This window comes from Desulfobulbus sp., assembly GCF_030824455.1.
Classification (GTDB): Bacteria; Desulfobacterota; Desulfobulbia; order Desulfobulbales; family Desulfobulbaceae; genus Desulfobulbus.
The window spans coordinates 1-17,767 of sequence record NZ_JAVBXR010000085.1; the positions used below are offsets into that span (position 1 = coordinate 1).

Annotated in this window: 10 protein-coding genes and 1 pseudogene; 2 read left to right on the top strand and 9 right to left on the bottom strand. The window is 58.3% G+C overall.

Annotation, left to right across the window (positions count from 1 at the left end; genetic code table 11):
- The 7 genes from RCH93_RS10630 to RCH93_RS10660 form a co-directional block, all read right to left on the bottom strand.
- Positions 1-2,893 (bottom strand): PAS domain S-box protein (locus tag RCH93_RS10630; protein WP_306548376.1); only part of this gene is annotated, 2,893 nt, incomplete at its 3' end.
- A 78-nt stretch (positions 2,894-2,971) separates the two neighbouring features.
- Complete coding sequence (locus RCH93_RS10635; RefSeq protein WP_306548377.1) at positions 2,972-4,969, bottom strand: methyl-accepting chemotaxis protein; 1,998 nt, start codon at positions 4,967-4,969, stop codon at positions 2,972-2,974.
- Between the two features lie 94 nt (positions 4,970-5,063).
- Positions 5,064-8,054, bottom strand: coding sequence for an EAL domain-containing protein (locus RCH93_RS10640; RefSeq protein WP_306548378.1), 2,991 nt, complete (start codon positions 8,052-8,054; stop codon positions 5,064-5,066).
- The gene (locus tag RCH93_RS10645; protein WP_306548379.1) at positions 8,047-8,268 is read right to left on the bottom strand and encodes an Os1348 family NHLP clan protein; all 222 of its coding nucleotides are present in this window, start codon (positions 8,266-8,268) and stop codon (positions 8,047-8,049) included. Before RCH93_RS10645 ends, RCH93_RS10640 begins: the two co-directional genes overlap by 8 nt.
- A gap of 200 nt (positions 8,269-8,468) precedes the next feature.
- On the bottom strand, positions 8,469-9,821 hold the full coding sequence (locus RCH93_RS10650; RefSeq protein WP_306548380.1) for a sigma-54 dependent transcriptional regulator: 1,353 nt from the start codon (positions 9,819-9,821) through the stop codon (positions 8,469-8,471).
- A gap of 42 nt (positions 9,822-9,863) precedes the next feature.
- A complete protein-coding gene (locus RCH93_RS10655; RefSeq protein WP_306548381.1) occupies positions 9,864-12,773 on the bottom strand; it encodes a PAS domain-containing hybrid sensor histidine kinase/response regulator in 2,910 nt (969 codons plus the stop codon).
- Positions 12,774-13,065: 292 nt separating this feature from the next.
- Positions 13,066-13,806 carry a PilZ domain-containing protein gene (locus RCH93_RS10660; RefSeq protein ID WP_306548382.1) on the bottom strand — a complete coding sequence of 247 codons (741 nt, stop codon included), beginning with the start codon at positions 13,804-13,806 and terminating at the stop codon, positions 13,066-13,068.
- Positions 13,807-14,037: 231 nt separating this feature from the next.
- Here RCH93_RS10660 and RCH93_RS10665 point away from each other — a divergent pair, with 231 nt between their 5' ends.
- Together RCH93_RS10665 and RCH93_RS10670 are read left to right on the top strand one after the other, a co-directional pair.
- A complete protein-coding gene (locus RCH93_RS10665; RefSeq protein WP_306548383.1) occupies positions 14,038-15,639 on the top strand; it encodes an ATP-binding protein in 1,602 nt (533 codons plus the stop codon).
- Positions 15,636-16,976: a sigma-54 dependent transcriptional regulator gene (locus RCH93_RS10670; protein WP_306548384.1), complete on the top strand. Its 1,341-nt coding sequence runs from the start codon at positions 15,636-15,638 to the stop codon at positions 16,974-16,976. Before RCH93_RS10665 ends, RCH93_RS10670 begins: the two co-directional genes overlap by 4 nt.
- A 64-nt stretch (positions 16,977-17,040) precedes the next feature.
- Here the strand turns inward: RCH93_RS10670 and RCH93_RS10675 are convergent, their stop codons facing one another.
- Positions 17,041-17,538: an FmdB family zinc ribbon protein gene (locus tag RCH93_RS10675; protein WP_306548385.1), complete on the bottom strand. Its 498-nt coding sequence runs from the start codon at positions 17,536-17,538 to the stop codon at positions 17,041-17,043.
- A gap of 47 nt (positions 17,539-17,585) precedes the next feature.
- A pseudogene (locus RCH93_RS10680) lies at positions 17,586-17,767 on the bottom strand (3-dehydroquinate synthase); the annotation flags it as partial.

Sequence of the window (17,767 nt, forward strand, 5' to 3'; positions counted from 1 at the left end):
CCTTGGTGGTAAAAAAAGGCTCAAAAATCTTGTCGAGAATATCCCGTTCCATGCCTTTGCCGTTGTCGCTGACCGCCAGGAGAACAAAATCACCGGGGACAAAACCGGTTCGCTCTGCGCAATAGGCGGCGTCAAACGAGATCTTACCGGTTTCGATGGTGATCTTGCCGACGCCGTCGATGGCGTCGCGGGCATTGACGCAGAGATTGGCCAGCAGTTGATCCATTTGCGACGGATCCATCTTAATCGGCCACAGCTCGTCGCCCGGCAACCATTTCAGTTCAATATCCTCGCCGATGAGGCGGCGCAGCATTTTGAGCATGCCTCCCACCGCATCATTCAAATCAAGAATTTTGGGGGCAATGGTTTGCTTGCGGGCAAAGGCAAGCAGCTGCCGGGTCATCTCGGCGGAGCGCCTGCCCGCCTTGACAATTTCCTGGAAATAATTGTCCAGGGGGGACGGCGGTTCGAGTTTGCGCAAGGCAAGCTCGGCATAGCCAATGATCACGCTGAGCATGTTGTTGAAGTCGTGCGCCACCCCGCCCGCTAGTTGCCCCACAGACTCCATTTTGCGCGCCTGATGCAATTGCTCCTGGAGTTTTGCCCGATCCGACTCGACCTTTTTTCGCTCCGAGACGTCACGCACAATGGCCGACATGCCCTCGGGCGCGCCGTTGTTGTCGACCAACAGAAAGGTCCGCAACTCTACGGGAAACACGGTTCCATCTTTGCGGCGGTACTCTTTTTCATAGAGGTTTGAGCAACCGCCGTGCATGAGTTGCTTGTTGACATGCTCCTCTTCATAGGCACGCCAACGCGCCGGCGTGAGGTCCTGGACGCTCATCTGCTTGAGTTCTTCGTTTGCATACCCAAGCATGGAGCCGTAGGCGTCGTTGCATTCCCGGATGTTGCCCTGCAGGTCGACGACCACAAAGGCGTCCATCATGCTGCGGTACAGCGTCCGGTATTGCCGCTCACTGGCCAGCAACTCCTCCTCAACCTGTTTCTGCTCAACCAGCCGCCAGATATAATCCGCCGTCTGAACAACAGTCTCCCGATCATGCTCGGTGTACGGCGTTGGTTTGTCGGCGGCGGCCAGCACGGCGACCACCTTGCCAGTGCGCATAATCGGGACAACCAGGGCGCGGGTTGCGCCAATCCAATCAACCGCTTCACCGTTTTTCATTGCCGCCTGATCGTTCAGGACGAGGGCTCTCCCGTCGCGCAACCGATCACACCACTGCGCCGCCAGATCGACCTTGTCCTCTGCCTCTGCGCCCTCTTGGGCGCATCGACGCCAAAGGCGGTCTTTGCTGAGCCCGGATTGTGGCGTCAGGTTGCGCAAATGGGGATCCGCGATCAAACAACGAACGCAGGGGCTGTCGACTAGCGCCGCCGTTTCCTGCAAGGCCCTGGCAAAAAATTGCTCCAAGGTGTGGGTAAAGGCAAATTCCCGCAGAAAAAGGCGGGTGTGGACAATCCGCTGCGCCCGTCGCTCTTCGGTCTGGTCGCGGAATGCCAGGACCACGCCCAGGACCGCCCCGTTTTCGTCGCAGATGGGTGCCGCCGTTTCGGCAATGGTCCGCTCTGCCCCGTTTTTGGCGATCAGCAGATGACGCCGGGCGCCAGATGTTGGCAAGGTTTCGCAAAGCGCGCTGGTCACCAGGTTTTCCGCTTGTTCCCGGGTTTCTTCATCAACCAGACAAAAAACCTCGGCAAGCGGCCGCCCGCGAGCCTCGTCCTGATTCCAGCCGGTGAGCGTCTCGGCAACCGGATTGAGCAACTCCACCCTGCCGTGGCTGTCTGTGGCGATAATGCCGTCGCCAACGGCCTTCAAGGTGATGCTGTGGCGCTCCAGGCTGTGCCGCAGCCGAGATTCGGCGTCGTACAAGGCCTTGTAATGCGCTTTTCTTTTCGCCTGCCAGACAAACAGGCCCAGACTGCCCAAGCCTGCCGCCAGGACGGAGAACAGCAACAGCAGCAAGGCGGCGCGAAACCGCCAAACGCCAAATATGTGCGCTGTTTCGTCTTTGGCGATCAACAACCAGTCCGATCCCGAAACCGGCAGCACATAGGCCAGCGACTCGACCCCTCGGTGGTCGCGGCCTTGAACAAAACCGGCGCCCCCCTGCACAACCGCAGCGGCAAGCGAATCGGCTCGCTCCACCGGCGCCCGCGAGTTCTCCCATCCTTCCGGCCGATCCGGCTGTTCAGCCAAAAGCAACAGCTGCTCCCCCTCTGGCCGTGCCAGCAGTATCTCCGTGGTTGCACTTGGTTTGACCCAGGACTGGGTTAACGGTTGGAGGAATTGAGCGGCGTCGCTGACCAGGATCACTGCGCCCAACGGCGACACCCCGGTTCGATTGGCAACAAAGAGCGGCGCAATCAGTCTGACGGCGGCGCTGGCCCCCCGTGCATCCCGTGCATCGGAATCCAGATCAATGAAAACCGGCTGGTAATCGCGCAGGGCCTGGGCCAGGGTAGCGGAGTGGTCGACCGACGATTCCAGCTTGCCGCTGAGGCTGAACCGGACACGGCCCTCAACGTCAACAAGCACAATGTCGGCATACCGGCCATGTTCGCTGACCTCGCGCAGACGACGCCGGAGCGCTCCGTCGTCCTGGCCGCCTTCCCCGGCAAACAAAGCGGCGATGTTCCCGACCAGGAGCGTATCCTCGGTGAGCGCAGACGCATCACTCAGGCGCCCGTTGCGCCAGGCAACGAACTGATCGGCCTTGAGATGGGCGACAGAGGCCAATTGCTGCTCCGCCCGCAATCGCGCCGAGGTCTCTTCAGCGTGGTAAAACCACAGGCCGCAGACCAACAACGCCAGCAAAGGAACCGCCAACCCTCCTATGCTCCAAACGGAGAATGGATGCTTTTCAAAGGTCATCAGCGCGTCCTGGTGTGTTGTGCATTTTCATTGCAAACTCAGCCCTCACTCACTTTTCGTTGACGGGCAGTCCTTGATTCAAATTTTGAACCCATCGACAATAACCTTGAGTTTGGCCGCCAACTGCTGCAGATCGCCGGCGCTGTCTTTCACCTGATGGCTGCTGTTGGAAATCTCGCTTGAAGCGGTGTTGACCGTGGCGATGTCTTTGGTGATTGAGGCCGCCACCACCGAGCTTTGACTGACGTTCTCATTGACTTCGGCCATGCCCTGGGAGGCCTGGGCAATGTTGTTGGCGATCTCCTGGGTGGCGGAGCTCTGCTCGCCCACCGCAGTCGAAATCACCCCGACAATTTCGTTGATGTTGTTGATGACTCCGGAAATTTGATTAATCTCCTCCACCGTGGTCGAGGTGGTGCCCTGCACCTCTTCGATCTGTTTTTTGATGTCAGAGGTGGCGGCCGCCGTCTGCTTGGCCAGTTCCTTGATCTCGTTGGCGACCACCGCAAAACCCTTGCCCGCCTCGCCGGCCCTGGCCGCTTCGATGGTGGCGTTAAGCGCCAGCAGATTGGTCTGCTCGGAAATCTCGGTGATGGCCTCGGTGACCTTGCTGATCGCCTGGGCCGCCTTGCCCAGTTCCGCCATTTTGACCGAGGTCGAGCCGGCCTGCTCCACCGCCGCCAGCGAGATGGCGTGGGCCCGCTGGGCGTTGTTGGCGATTTCGCCGATGGTGGCGGTCATCTCTTCGGCGGCGCTGGCCACCATCGAGGTGTTGGTGGTCGACTGTTCCATGGCGGCGGCCACGTTGGTGAGGTTGGCGGTCATCTCCTCGGTGGCGACGGCCACGTTGTCTGCCCGCTGCGCGGTGTCCTCCGAACTGCCGGAAAGATCGGCGGCAATCTGCGACAGCCCGTTGGACGAGGCGTCGATAGACCGGGTGTTTTCGGCAATCTGGCCGACAATGCCCTGCAGTTTCTCAATAAACAGGTTGAACCAACGGGCCAGTTCGCCAATCTCGTCGCGCGAACTCACCCGCAGGCGCATGGTCAGGTCGCCCTCGCCCTGGGCAATGTCCTGCAGGCCGGCCACCGCATTGTTCAACGGCACGGTGATGCTCCGGGAGAACACCATCACCAGTCCGCAGACCAACGTCACTGCAGCCAGGGTGATGGTGAGTATGCTGTTTCTGATTGAATTGGCGGCGGACAGGAACTCGGCCTCGTCCTGGGTCACGGCAATGCCCCAGCCCTTGAGCGGAACCGGAGCGTAGCCGGCAATTTTGGGCACGCCTTTAAAGATATAGTCCTGCGCCCCCTGGCTGCCGGCGATCATCGCCTTGGTGATCGCGTCCATATCGACCAGGGTCTTGAGATCAAGCTTCATCTCCAGCTCTTTTTTAGGATGGGCGATGATCAAACCGTTGTGGTCGCACATGAAGGCGTAGCCGGTGGAGCCGACCTTGACCGACGACACGTTACTGAGTAGGGGCTGAGCCCTGAGCGACAGCCCAAAAACGCCGAGGAAATCGCCGGTATGCGACAAAATCGGCGCACAGAGCACATAGATGACGTCGCCGGTCACCTTGGAGGCCACCACGTCGCCCACCACCGCCTTGCCGGTGCTTTTGGCCTTCTGGAAATAATCCATATCCGCCAGATTGACGCCCTTGTACTCCTCGCCGCTGGCCAGTTCCCCAGTGTACATGTAGCCCTTGTCGTCGGTGACAAAGATGCCGAGATAGCTGCTGTCCAACTGCTTGAATTTGGCCTTCATCTGCTGGCGCAGTTCGGCGATGTCCGCCGCTGCGGCCTCAACCCCCACCGACTTCACCTTCTGACCGATCAGGCGGACGTTGGTGTCGACCGCATGGGCGGCGGCGGTTTTCGACTGGGCGTCCAGGGTCGATTCGATCACCGCCGCCAGTTTCTGCGCCTGGGAGGCCGCATTTTCGCTGGAAACCTGGGTCAGCGCGGCTGATGATTTGGAAACCGCGAGATACCCAACCACAACAAGCGGCAGCGCAACCGCCAGACAGCCGCCGGCAATGAGTCGAAAACCAATGGATCGAATGTTCATCCTTCCTCCTTGTGAGTGTGTGGAACTTCTTGGTTATTCAGATCTTTTCCGTGCGGCCGACAACAGGTCGCCGCATGGTCTCGTCGCCAAAATGCTACGGCCCTGCGTCAGTCGCTGGGCCGCCTATCGAAGCCGCATGTTTTCCGACAAAGGTCAAAAACGCGTCGGACGGCAGGGGTTTGCTGAACAGATACCCTTGAATTTGCTCGCAGCCGCAGCGCTTCAGCCATGAAAGCTGCTCCTGGGATTCAACGCCTTCCGCCACCACGGTGATGCCGAGGTTGTGCGCCATGAGGATGATCGTTTCCACCAACTGGGCGTCGCTGGGGTCGCTGGTCAGGTCGCGGATGAACGAACGGTCAATCTTCAAGGTCTGGATGGGGAAGCGTTTGAGATAGGACAGCGACGAGTAGCCGGTGCCGAAATCGTCAATCGAAATGGCGATGCCGGCCGCCACCAGTTGATTGAGGGTCTCGACGGTTTTAACCAGATTGGTCATCATCGCGGTCTCGGTGATTTCCAGTTCCAGCTGGCTGCTGGCCAACCCGTGTTTGCTGAGGATCGCTAGAATTCGCTCGACCAGGTTGGTTTGCACAAACTGCAGCGGCGACAGGTTCACCGAGATGGTCAGGTCAGCCCGTCCCAACCGATTGAGGGTGTGCATCATCTGGCAGGCAAGGTCCAGCACCTGTTCGCCCAGGGGCACGATCAGCCCGGTTTCTTCGGCCAGGGGGATGAAATCCGCCGGATTGATCAGGGTTCCATCCTCCTTCCGCCAGCGCGCCAGGGCCTCGGCCCCAGTAATCAGCCCGGTAAACGGATCCATCTTGGGCTGAAAGAACACGGTGAATTCACGGTTGACGATCGCCTGGCGGAGGTTGTTTTCCAACTGCCGCAGGTACGCAATGCGCTCGCTCAAATCGGCGGTAAACAGGCAATAGCCATTTTTCCCCTTGGCCTTGGCCTGGTACATGGCAATGTCGGCGTGCTTGGTGAGAACGCCGGCAGTGGCGCCGTCCTCCGGGTAAAAGGCCACGCCGATGCTGGCGGTGACGAACAGGTCGTGCCCTTCGACATTGAAGGGCGAGGCAAAACTGTGCAACAGTCGCTTGGTCAAATCGATGACCACGTCGTCGCTGGCCACGGCAGCCACCAGAATCAGGAATTCGTCGCCGCCAAGGCGGGCCACGGTGTCTTCTTCGCGCACCTGGCTGACCAGGCGATTGGACACCTGGAGCAGCAGCTTGTCGCCCAACTCGTGGCCCAGGCTGTCGTTGACGTTTTTAAAATTGTCGAGATCGATGAACAGGACGGCCAACCGGGTCCCGCCCCGTTTAACGTGGGCAATGGACACCTCAATGCGGTCGTGAGCCAGCGAGCGGTTGGGCAAGCCGGTGAGGGCGTCGTGATAGGCCTGATGCACGATCCGCTCCTCCTGACGTTTTATGGCGGTGACGTCGTGGAACACCGCCACGTAATGGGTGACCTCCCCGTTTTCGTCGCAGATGGCGCTAATGCTTAAAACTTCAGGATAAATTTCCCCGTTTTTCCGCTGGTTCCATATTTCGCCGGTCCAACGGCCCGTTGCCAGCAAACTGCTCCACAACTGGTTGTAAAAGACCTGATCGTGCCTTCCCGACTGCAGCACGCTGGTGTTTTTGCCGACCACCTCTTCGGCGCTGTAGCCGGTTATCTCGGTGAATGCCTGATTGACGGCGAGAATGTTTCCGGTCGGGTCGGTGATGCCAATGCCTTCCAGAGCATGTTCAACTGCCTTGCGGTAGATAATCAGTTGCTGCTCGGCCTGGATGCGCTCATTGATTTCAATCAGGATTTTCTGATTGGATCGGCGCATCCGTTCCAGGTATTGGTTGAAATGCTGTCCAAGCACGCCGATTTCGCCCAGAGCGTCTTCCTCGGCGTAGACCTGGGTGTCGCCTTCGGCGGCGCGATGCATCTGTTGCGTCAATCGAAACAGCGGACGGGTAATCAGGTTGCCCAGGGCCAGACCAAGCGGAACGACCATAACCAGGGCGCAGAGGACAATCAAAAACACGACCCAACCCAGCTTGGTCAGCGGCGCGAGGATTTCCTCCTCGTAGACGGTTGAGGCCACAATCCAGTCGAGGCCGGGTATATAGTTGAAAAAGACAATTTTCTTCTTGCTCCCGCCGCCGTCGCCCTCCTCCCAGAGATAAGAAAACTGCCCGTTTTTCATTGCCAGCAGCCGTTGAAAAAGGGGCTGAACAACCGCGTTGTTTTCGGCATGCACATTGCCCATCAGCCACGGGTGCAAAATAATGTCTCCCTGACCGCTGACCACAAAGGCATAGCCGGTGTCGCCGAAATGGTGCGTAGAAAGCCCCTGGCGCAGTTCCTTGGCGAGAAAGTTAAAATCATCCTGATAGCTGGAAGCAGAGACAATCCAATCCCAGGGTTCAAAATAGGCCATGAACAGCACCTTGGCGCGTGCCGCGGCCTCGCCGGAATTTTTCCATTCGTATTCCAGGCGACCGTTTTTCTGGACCAGCTGTTTCTGAATGAAATCAAACCCGGAAAGGTCGGCCTGCGCCAATGCTGGGTCGGGATGGACCTGCACCGCGCCCTTGCTTGAAATTACATAAACATAGCCGTGATCGCCGACCCGCTGCCGGATAAACAGTTGCGCGGCCTGCTCCATGGCGGCGGCCCTGGTCAGTTTGCCCTCGCCGACCTGCCGCTCCAGGGAGTGCAGCAAATCGACATCGACCTGGGTAATGGCCTGCAGATGATTGCGCACGGCCAAATGCGCGGCGTTTTCGACCACATTCTTGATCGAAAGGGTGGAGGCGGCCAGTTTTTCCAGCATGTTCCGCCGCATATTGTCATAGACAAACGAGTAGATGACAACACCCGACAAAACCAGGATGCAGGCTGTGGCCAGAGAAAAGAGGCCGACGATATGGTGGCGAATGGAAAGCCGGCGCGGCACAAGCGACAGGAGCCGGCGGTGCAGAACATGAAAACGCGAAGTCTTTGGACTGTCGGCGCCCTCCCCCTGCCCTGGCGCCCGGTCGGCGCGGAATGGCTCTGTGGGATTAGCCAAGATGATTTCCCGTCCGTTGCAGGCCAGGGTCAAGGTTGCAGGACAACCGGGAAAAAGAATTGAGGTCCAGGCGGGAAAGGAGATCCATCTCCAGAGGCGTCAGCTCCAGGCCCAACTGCTGACAGGCCTGCGGCAACGAGGTTATGGCCAGACGACGAAACTGATTGTCGGTGATCAAACGACCGATGCAATGTTCGACAGCGCGCTGCGACATACCTGCCCTCCCCATGTGTTGGTGGATGGAGTTGTTCCCGTGCAGACAACATTGGGGCAGATCGCCCCAATCATCCCAAGGGAAGCAGGATGCGAGCCACTTTCAATTATCATTCAAAATCAAAGCGATAACATCACATGGCTTTCCATCGCTGTCCGAAAAAAGACAAGCTGTCCCATGCGGGACAAAAAAAGAAGGGATCAGTAAAAGAGCTTGCGGGTGGTTTTCAGCAGGCGCGCCGCCGCCGATTTGTTGTTGCCGCTTTGCTGCATGGCCCAGTCTTTGAGACGGGCCACAACCTGCTCCAGGCAGAACTCCTCGGGCGTGAAGGTGAAATGAAGGGTAATTGCAGCAGGAACAGCGGCTTGAGGCGAGGAGACAGGGACGAGCAGCCGCAGATGTTCAGGCTGGATCAACTCGCCGTTGGTGATAATGGTGGCGTATTCCAGACAGTTGCGCAACTCGCGCACGTTGCCCGGCCAATCGTGGGCGATCAGGGATGCAAGCGCGGCCTGGGAAAGACCAGGTTGCATCTTGCCCTGGTGCTGGCGAAAAATATCAAGGAAATGGTCCGCCAGATGGGGAATGTCCTCTTTGCGCGCTCGCAACGGCGGAATGGCGAGGGGAAACACGTTGAGCCGGTAAAACAGATCGGTGCGGAACAGGCCCTGCTCGGACAGCTCCTTTAAACCCCGGTGGGTGGCGACGATAATACGGAAATCAGCAGCCTGCGGCACATCGGAGCCCAGGCTTTCAAAAACCTTTTCCTCCAGCACCCGCAGCAGTTTGGCCTGCAGGGGAAGTGGCATGTCGCCGATTTCGTCGAGAAACAGGGTGCCGCCCTGGGCGCGGCGGCACTTGCCTTCGCGATTGCCGTCGGCGCCGGTGAAGGCGCCCTTGACGTGGCCAAACAGTTCGCTTTCCAGCAGCGTTTCAGGAATGGCGGCGCAATTCACCGGCACAAAGGCGGTTGGCGAACAGCCCGAAGCGGCGTGAATCGCCCTGGCCAGCACCTCTTTGCCGGCCCCGCTTTCGCCGTAAATGGCCACCGTGGTGCCGGCAAAGGCGGCAACCTGGCGGGCTGCGGTTAAAACCGTGCCCATGGCGGGCGAAACCGACTTGATGTTTTCAAAGCTGAACCGTTCGTTGAGCAAGCCCTCCATCTGGTCGCAGCGTTGCCGCAGCCGGGCGCCTTCCAGACTGCGGCTGATGGTAAGCAGCAGTTCTTCCCGGTGGAGCGGTTTGAGCAGATAATTGTCGGCCCCCTGCTTAATGGCGGCAACCGCCGATTCAACGCTGCCGTGGGCCGTGATCACCACAAACGGCAGGCTGGGAAAGCGCCGATGGACCTCGGCCAGCAGGGTGACGCCGTCCATCTCCGGCATGACCAGATCCGAGAGAATCAAGTCGATGGCGCATCGTTCCAGCGTCTCCAGAGCTTCCGCGCCGCTGGCGGCGCAAACGGTGGCGTAGCCGGCTTCCCGCAGGTAGCCTTCGAGAAGAAAACGAAAACTCGACTTGTCGTCGACAATCAATATCTGCGCGGCAACCATGTTGTTCTCCTGCTCTGTTCGTCGCTTATCATCTATGCTCGTCTACGCGACGGGACGCGCACACAGGGCGCGCAATTGTTTGACCAAGTCGTGCATCTCCTTGAACGGCAAGGACGACGCACTGCTGTGCAGCGTGAGGGCCAACGCTCCCAGCCGACTGTCGCGCAGATAACCGCACAATCCCTTCAGACTGTGGGCGGCGTCTCTGCAGAGATTGCGGTCTTCCATGAGAACGGCCTGATCCAGCCGGTTGAGTTCGCTGGCGACGTCGTCCCACAGCAATTGCAGATAGGCCTCAATCCGTTCCGAATCATGTCCCATGTCGGCCATAACCCGATCGGTCAGAGCGCAACGCACAGCCGGCATGGGCGGGGAAATCGGCGTCGGTGGCGCATCAGGCGCATCAGGCGCATCAATCCGAGAAGATCGGCGACAGCATTCCGCAATCGCCAAGGCCAGTTGCTGGGAATCCAGGGGTTTGAACAGGACTGTTTGCATCCCCGCCGCCAGACACTGCTCCCGGGTTTTCCCCTCCGTGTCTGCGGTATAGGCAATGATCGGCGTGGTTTCCAGGCGTGACATCCGCTCCAACCGCCGCAAACGACAGGTCAGTTCCACCCCGTCCACATCCGGCATCCGCACGTCAAGCACCACACAATCAAAACGAGTTGCATCCATCAAATCCATAGCCTGGAAGGCGTTTTCCGCCTCGGTGACGCGGTGCCCCCAGGCTTGAAGCGTGTCGTGGAGGAGTCGCCGGTTAAAGACGTTGTCCTCGACCACTAAAATAGCAAGCGGTTCAACCACGCTTGCGGTCATTTGCTCATACTGGGGCGGCTCACTGAGCAGAAAAGGCAGTTCCACCGCAAAACAGCTGCCCTGCCCCGCCTGGCTGGCAACCTCCACACGCCCTTCCATCAACTCGACCAAGCGGCGCACGATGGCCAGCCCCAAGCCTGTGCCGCCGTATTTCCGCGCAATCCCCGGATCGATTTGCTGAAACGGTTCAAACAACGAGGCGAGATGCTCGGCGGCAATGCCAATGCCCGTGTCCCGCACTTCAAAGCGCAGCAGGCAGTGGTTGTCGGAAGGCGCGAAGGCCGACGCCGTCACCGTCAGGGTCACGGCGCCGGCGGAGGTAAACTTGACGGCGTTGCTCAACAGGTTGGAGACAATTTGCCGCAACCGCAGCGGGTCGCCCTTGATCCAGAGCGGCAGGTTGTCGCTCTTGCACACCTGCAGATCGAGGTTTTTCCGGCCCGCCGCCGGCACATATTGCCATTGCAGCAGATCCACGGCCTCCGGCAGGTTGAAGGCGATGGATTCAAGCTGAAGTTGTCCGGCCTCGGCCTTGGACATGTCAAGGACATCGTTGACCAGATCCATCAGCAATCGGGACGATTGATCAAGGATGTCAACGTATTCGTGCAACTGGCCGCTATCGGTAGTGCGCCGCGCCAAGCCGCTGAAGCCGACCATGGCGTTCAGTGGGGTGCGGATTTCGTGGCTGATCAGGGCCAGGAAATCGGACTTGGCCCTGCTGGCGGCTTCGGCAGCCTCGCGGGCCGCGCTGAGTTCCGCCTGATGCTGTTTTTGCACGGTAATATCCATGGCGTTGCCGACAAACGATTCGATCTGCCCGCGGTTGTTGCGAATGGGGATGAAGTTGGAGAGATGCCAGCGCAGGGAGCCGTCTTGGTGCAGAATTCGGTATTCGAGCCCTCGAAGCACTGTTTCGCTTGCCAATACATCGCGCTGAAACGCCTCGCAAACAGCGACGTCCTCGGGATGAACAACCTCGCGAAAATGTCTGCCAACGGCGGTGGAGGGGTCCTGGCCAAGCAACTTGCTATAACCCGAGGAAAGATAGGTGATCACCCCATCCGGGCGAATGGTGTAGATAATGCCGTGGCTGTTCTCCACCAGCGAGCGGTACTGTTCCCGCGCTGATTTTAATTCCCGTTCCGACTGTTTCTGTTCGGTGATGTCCTGGACAATGAACACCGTGGCCTCGTAGCGGCCCAAGGGGTCAAACAACGGCGCCGCCATCAGGCGACACTCAATGCCCAGGGGACGGAATCGGGTTTCAACGCTGTGCGGTTGTCGCTCGCTTACAATTTGATGCTGCAGGCAAGACGACGGCGGCAGGGCGAATCCGCACAACAGATCGCAACAGCGCTGTCCCAGCGCCTCGTCCCGACTGATGCCAAGACGCTCGACAAAGGCCCGGTTGACCCGGCGTATGCGGTATGCGCCGTCAATGACAAAAAGCAGGTTTGGCGAGGTGTCGATGATCCGCTCCCAAGTCTGCTCCGAGGCCTCGGCGGCCAAGCGCCCGGCTTCGGCTTGCTGATAGAGCCGCTCCAGAGCCCGATTGGCGAGAAACGACGATTTTCGATAGCGGCGCCAGTTGGCGGAAACAACCCAGCCAATGATGTTGGCGGCAATATAGGTTGCCACGGTGGCCAACGAGGCGACAAACCCCATGTAAATTTTCAGATAAAAGAAGAGCGACAGGCTGCCCAGGCTGAGCAGAATGGGCGGAACGGCCCGGTTGAAGGTCGGCCCCGGCTGCACCGCGTAAAAGGCGATGATCGCGAACAGGTCAATCACCACATGACCGGTGTAGAGGCCCGGGCGGGAGAAGATAATCAGGGTGTTGGCAAGGGCGCAGGCCATGGCCCAGCAAAACGACCAGCGATCAAATTGATCCGGATCGTCGGCGCGCAGAACGATGCTCATCGTCCACGCTGAAAATCCAATCAATCCGAAACGAAGGGCCAGGAGCCATACAAAAATATCCGTCCCCCGCTGGAACAGATGATCCGCCCGAATGAACAACAGGTGCATGACGATGGCAATGCCGATGAGGACGGCAAAGGTGCGGGCGTCTTGCCGAAGGAAATGGCGGCGATAGTCGCGTTCGTCGTCGCCGAAGGCAACGGGCGGCATGGAAGGTTGCGGCGATGTATGAGTGTGCACAACAAGACGCCTGTGGATGCGCGCCGCCGCAGGGGAAAGCGCAGTGTTCGATCACGTTCCGGGCGCTTCAAAACGCCGGCTGGAGAGCGTCCATGCTTTCCCGATTGGTTCAAAACCAGCTAAGATAACGTCCTAAACCAACATTGCAAGCGTTCATTTCCGGGATTTGGAATAAAACGACGGCGCGGCCGCACTGACTTTCACCAGTCGCCGGGGCGCTGTGCAGGCCTTGACTTCGCAGAGGAAGGAAAAAAAGTTACGTTCATAGGACAAGGGAGAAACGGCTGACTTCGGACACCAGACGTTGATAGAGTTGCTCTTTGTATCCATCAGTGAGCGCTACAAATCGAGCTGCAAAGATCGCATAGTCTGTCCTGACGACCTCAGCCTTCGCTTGAAAGACGGAGAGAAGCTCCTGATATGGGGGAAATTCAAGGGTGAGATCAATGATGACGCCAACCGACAACGCATGCGCAACCGCTTCGACTGCGCAACCGCTTGTTGAAACGTCAATGAGGCGTCCTTTGCCGGCCTCGTTATTGATCGTGTATTCAATGATTGCATTGTTCAGCTGAAATCGAATTCCATCCCTTTTTATCAAAGTCTCCAAGATGTTTTCAGCTTCTTTTTGGTCTTCCGCATACATGGTGCGGTAACAATGAATTCTATCGCTAAAATTGACAATTTGTTTGTAACTTATATTGCCGCTCTTCACCACTCTGACTATTGCGCCAACCTTCTTCGAGATCAGAAAATCTGTAATCTTTTTATATGTCGGCAATCCAGCAACATAGATAAAGTTACATTCTGAAATATCGCTCACGACCTCAAATTTCTCCTTCAGATCCGCAACGCAAAACCTAATTTCAGTATACAGTTTTTCCAACGCCTTGGTGTCGATATTGCCCGACATGGCAACGTGCAGTCTATTTTTCTTGATGTTGGCGACCGCCTTTGTTTTCGATTTGACGTTTGTCATAACTGCAGCATTGTCGTTTTTCAAAAATAAATTCTGAGACTAATGGATGCAGGCATTGTACAGGGCTCTTGCGCGTAAAGTCAAAAACAAACCATTTGCCGCCGCGCGCGCAGCAAGCGGCCCACACGCCTGTTCCCCGGTGTTGTTGATGCACTCTGCCGCACCAGGCGGAACGAGGTCGGCTGGCAAACACAACACGCCTGTGGTATCGTGCGGGCAATGTTCACTTTTCCGTCTCTCTCAAGGCGTATTCTCGTGCAGGCGAAGCTTCTCATGACGCTCAAAGGAAAATTCATTACCGCTGTTGCCGCCGTCCTGACGCTGTCCTGCGGGATTCTGATCGTCTACACTTCTCATCTGCAGCATCGACTGGTGATTGGCCAGGCCGAGCAACAAGCCAGGATGCTGTACCGGCAGATCCTGCTGACCCGCCAATGGGTGGCTGATCATCAGGGGTTGTTTTTGGTGCAGGGCGAAACCGCCCAGTCCAACGCCTTTCTCCACGAACCGTTGACAACCACGGCCAGCGGCCTGGTGCTGGTTAAGCGCAATCCCGCCATGGTTACCCGGGAACTCTCCGAATATGCGGCCAAAAGCGGACTGGGCTGGTTTCGGGTGACCAGCGCCCTGCCGGTCAACCCCGCCAACACGCCCGACGCCTTTGAACAGGAAAGCCTGCGGCGTTTCAGCGCCGGGCAGACCGAACATCTTGCCATTGACCGCAACCAGGACGGCCGGGTGCTGCGCTATGCCGCGCCGCTGGTCGCCGAAACATCCTGCCTTGCCTGCCACGGCGAACACGGCTACCAACAGGGCGACATCCGCGGGGCCCTCTCCGTCACCATTCCCATTGCCTGGGCCGACGCCGTTATCCGCGCCAACAATCAGACCCTCCTTTTCCTTGGCCTGGCCGCGGTGCTGGCTGCGGCGGCAGTGATGCTGCTGCTCTTCAGTCGGTTGGTTGACCGGCCGATCCGCCAACTGTCGGAGGCCATGGCCGTCTTTCCCGAGCAGACGGTTGAAGCGCTGGAGTTGCCCCACTCCCAAGACGAAATTGGCCGGCTCAGCGCCAGTTTCGCCGATCTGTGCCGACGATTGTCCGCCTCCCAACAGGCCCTGGCCGCAGCCGGCGAGCAGGGCTTCCGCGCTGAAAAACTCGCGGCGCTCGGTCAACTGACCGCCGGAATTGCCCATGAAATCAACAATCCGCTCGCCGGAATGCTCAACTGCGTGCGATCAATGCAACAGGAGCCGGAAAATCTCGATCTGCAGAATCGCTACCTCCCCCTGCTCCACAAGGGGTTGCGGCGCATTGAACTGACCATGCGGCAGTTGCTCAACTACGGCCGGGTCGAACCTTTGCACATCCGTCAGGTCGACGTTGACACAGTAATTCTTGATTGCCTGGAACTGCTGGGCCACCGCTTGCACAACATCGTGGTCAACCTCGACTTGCGCTTCAACAATCTCTGCTGCATCGACAGCGAGGCCATCAAACAGATCGTGATGAACATCACCCTCAACGCCATCCAGGCCATGCCCGAAGGCGGCAGTCTCAGCATTGCCAGTCGAGAGGAAAACAATGCCGTCGCGCTCACCTTCGAGGACACCGGAACAGGCATTGCCAAAGAGCTGCAGGATCGAATCTTTGATCCTTTTTTCACCACCAAAGAGATCGGCGAGGGCACCGGCCTGGGCCTTGCCGTGACCCTAGCCATGGTGCAGCGCCTTAACGGCAGGATCGACGTCCGCAGTCAACCCGGAGTCGGCGCGGTATTTATCGTCAGCCTGCCCATTGACCGCCACTGCCTGCATCCTGAAAACCAATCACCAACGAGCGAGCGAGTCAGCGCATGAAACAGATACTGCTGGTGGAAGACGACGAAATCATGCGGATTACTTTGTACGACCGGTTAATGCGGGAAAAATGGCAGATCGCCGCCGCCGTCAACGGGCGCGAGGCCCTCTCCCGGATCGAGCGAACGCATTACCACCTGATCCTCTCCGACATCCGCATGCCGGGCCTGGGCGGCATGGAGTTGTTGGAGCGGGCCAGGCGACATTCGCCGCAGACCGACATTTTCATGATGACCGCCTATGGATCAATCGAGGACGCCATCGCCTGCCTGCGCAACGGCGCCGCCGATTACATCCTCAAACCCTTTGAAATGGACGACCTGATCATCCGCATCAACCGCATCTTTGAAATGCAGACTGTGCGCGCGCGGTGCGCCTCGCTTGAAGACCGCTGCCGTCAGGAGCATCAGGAGATCATCGGCGAATCCGGGGCTATTCGTAAAATCTTTTCCTTGATCAATCAGATAGGCCCCACCGACTCCACGGTGTTGATCAACGGCGAATCCGGAACCGGCAAAGAACTGGCGGCCAATGCCCTGCACCGGGCCAGTCGTCGCGCCGACAAGCCCTATATTCGCATCAACTGCGCCGCCATCCCCGATGGATTGCTGGAGTCGGAATTTTTCGGCCATGAAAAAGGGGCTTTTACCGGGGCGCACGCCAAAAAAATGGGTCGGTTTGAATTGGCCGACGGCGGCACCCTGCTGCTGGACGAGATTGGCGACCTGCCCCTTGGCCTGCAGGCCAAACTGCTGCGGGTGATCGAGGAAGGGGAATGCGAGCGACTGGGCGGCACCCGGACAATCAAGGTGGACGTGCGACTGCTGTGCTCGACAGCCAAGGATTTAAAAGAAGAGGCGGATGCAGGGCGCTTCCGTCAGGATCTGCTCTATCGGCTGAGCGTCATCCCACTGCGCCTGCCGGCGCTGCGGGAACGGATTGAAGACGTTCCGCTCTTGGTCAGCCATTTCCTGCACGGATTCAGCCGGAAACGGGGCATGGCGCTATCGTTGTCGGACGAGGCCATGCAGTGTTTGCTCTGCTACGATTTTCCGGGCAATGTCCGGGAATTAAAGAACATCATCGAAAGGGTGTCGGTGCTGTCGCCCGGCCCGGTGATCATTCCGGAGGATATGCCGGCGGACCTGCGGTCAACAGGGCCGCAGAACAACGGCGCGACCATGCTGCTCAGCGAGGCTATGGCCAAAGCGGAAAAACAATACATTGTCAACGCGTTGCACCAATCCGGGGGCAACCGAACCCGAACTGCCGGAGCTTTGGGGATCAGTCGAAAAAATCTTTGGGAAAAAATGAAACAGCACCGGATCGAAATCTGAAGATTTCACAAGGCGCCGAACACCGCGCCGAACACCGCCCCCCCCCTTGCCCAAGCGCCCGCCGCTACAAATCGTACAAGCGCTCATCATGAAGCGGCGCCCGACGGGAACCGGCTTGGGCCTTTTTCTTCATCGCCTCCAGACTGAAGGGTTCCTCGCCCTCCATCAGATCGCCCATTTCCCGTTCGATCTGCTCAGGATCTTCCCCGGCCTCCATGCGGGCAATGGCCTCTTCCATTGACCCACCCAGACGCATTCCGGTCTTGTCGGCAAATTTACGCATCAAATTGGCCATCTGCCGGGGATCGTCTTCGTTGACATGCTCGGCTTCCCGCATCAGGCCGGCAAGGGCCTGCTCCATCTTCGCTTCATCCATCCCGGCCAAAGGGTCGTCGTCCGCGCCTTCCTTGGCTTTGCCGATCATGGCAAAGGTGGACATCATTTTCTGCAACTCGCGTTTCCCGCATTGGGGACAATTCGGCCGCTTTTCGGTATTGGGACGACTGGAAAAAAAATTGAAGATTGTGTTGCAATCAACGCAGAAAAATTCATAGATCGGCATGGCGGTTAGCTCTCTTGAATGCCCAAAAAATTTCTAAAGTGAAATCATTACTGCCCTTGAGAATACGCATTGCACAAAACCGCGTCAATATCGGCTTCCTTGACCTGGTCGGTGATGCACACCGCGCCAATCTTTTCCGGCAACACAAAAAAAACGCGGCCGCCAATGGTTTTCTTGTCGGTTTGCAAGTATTTACGCAGGGATTCGCGATCAAACTCGGGCGGGATTG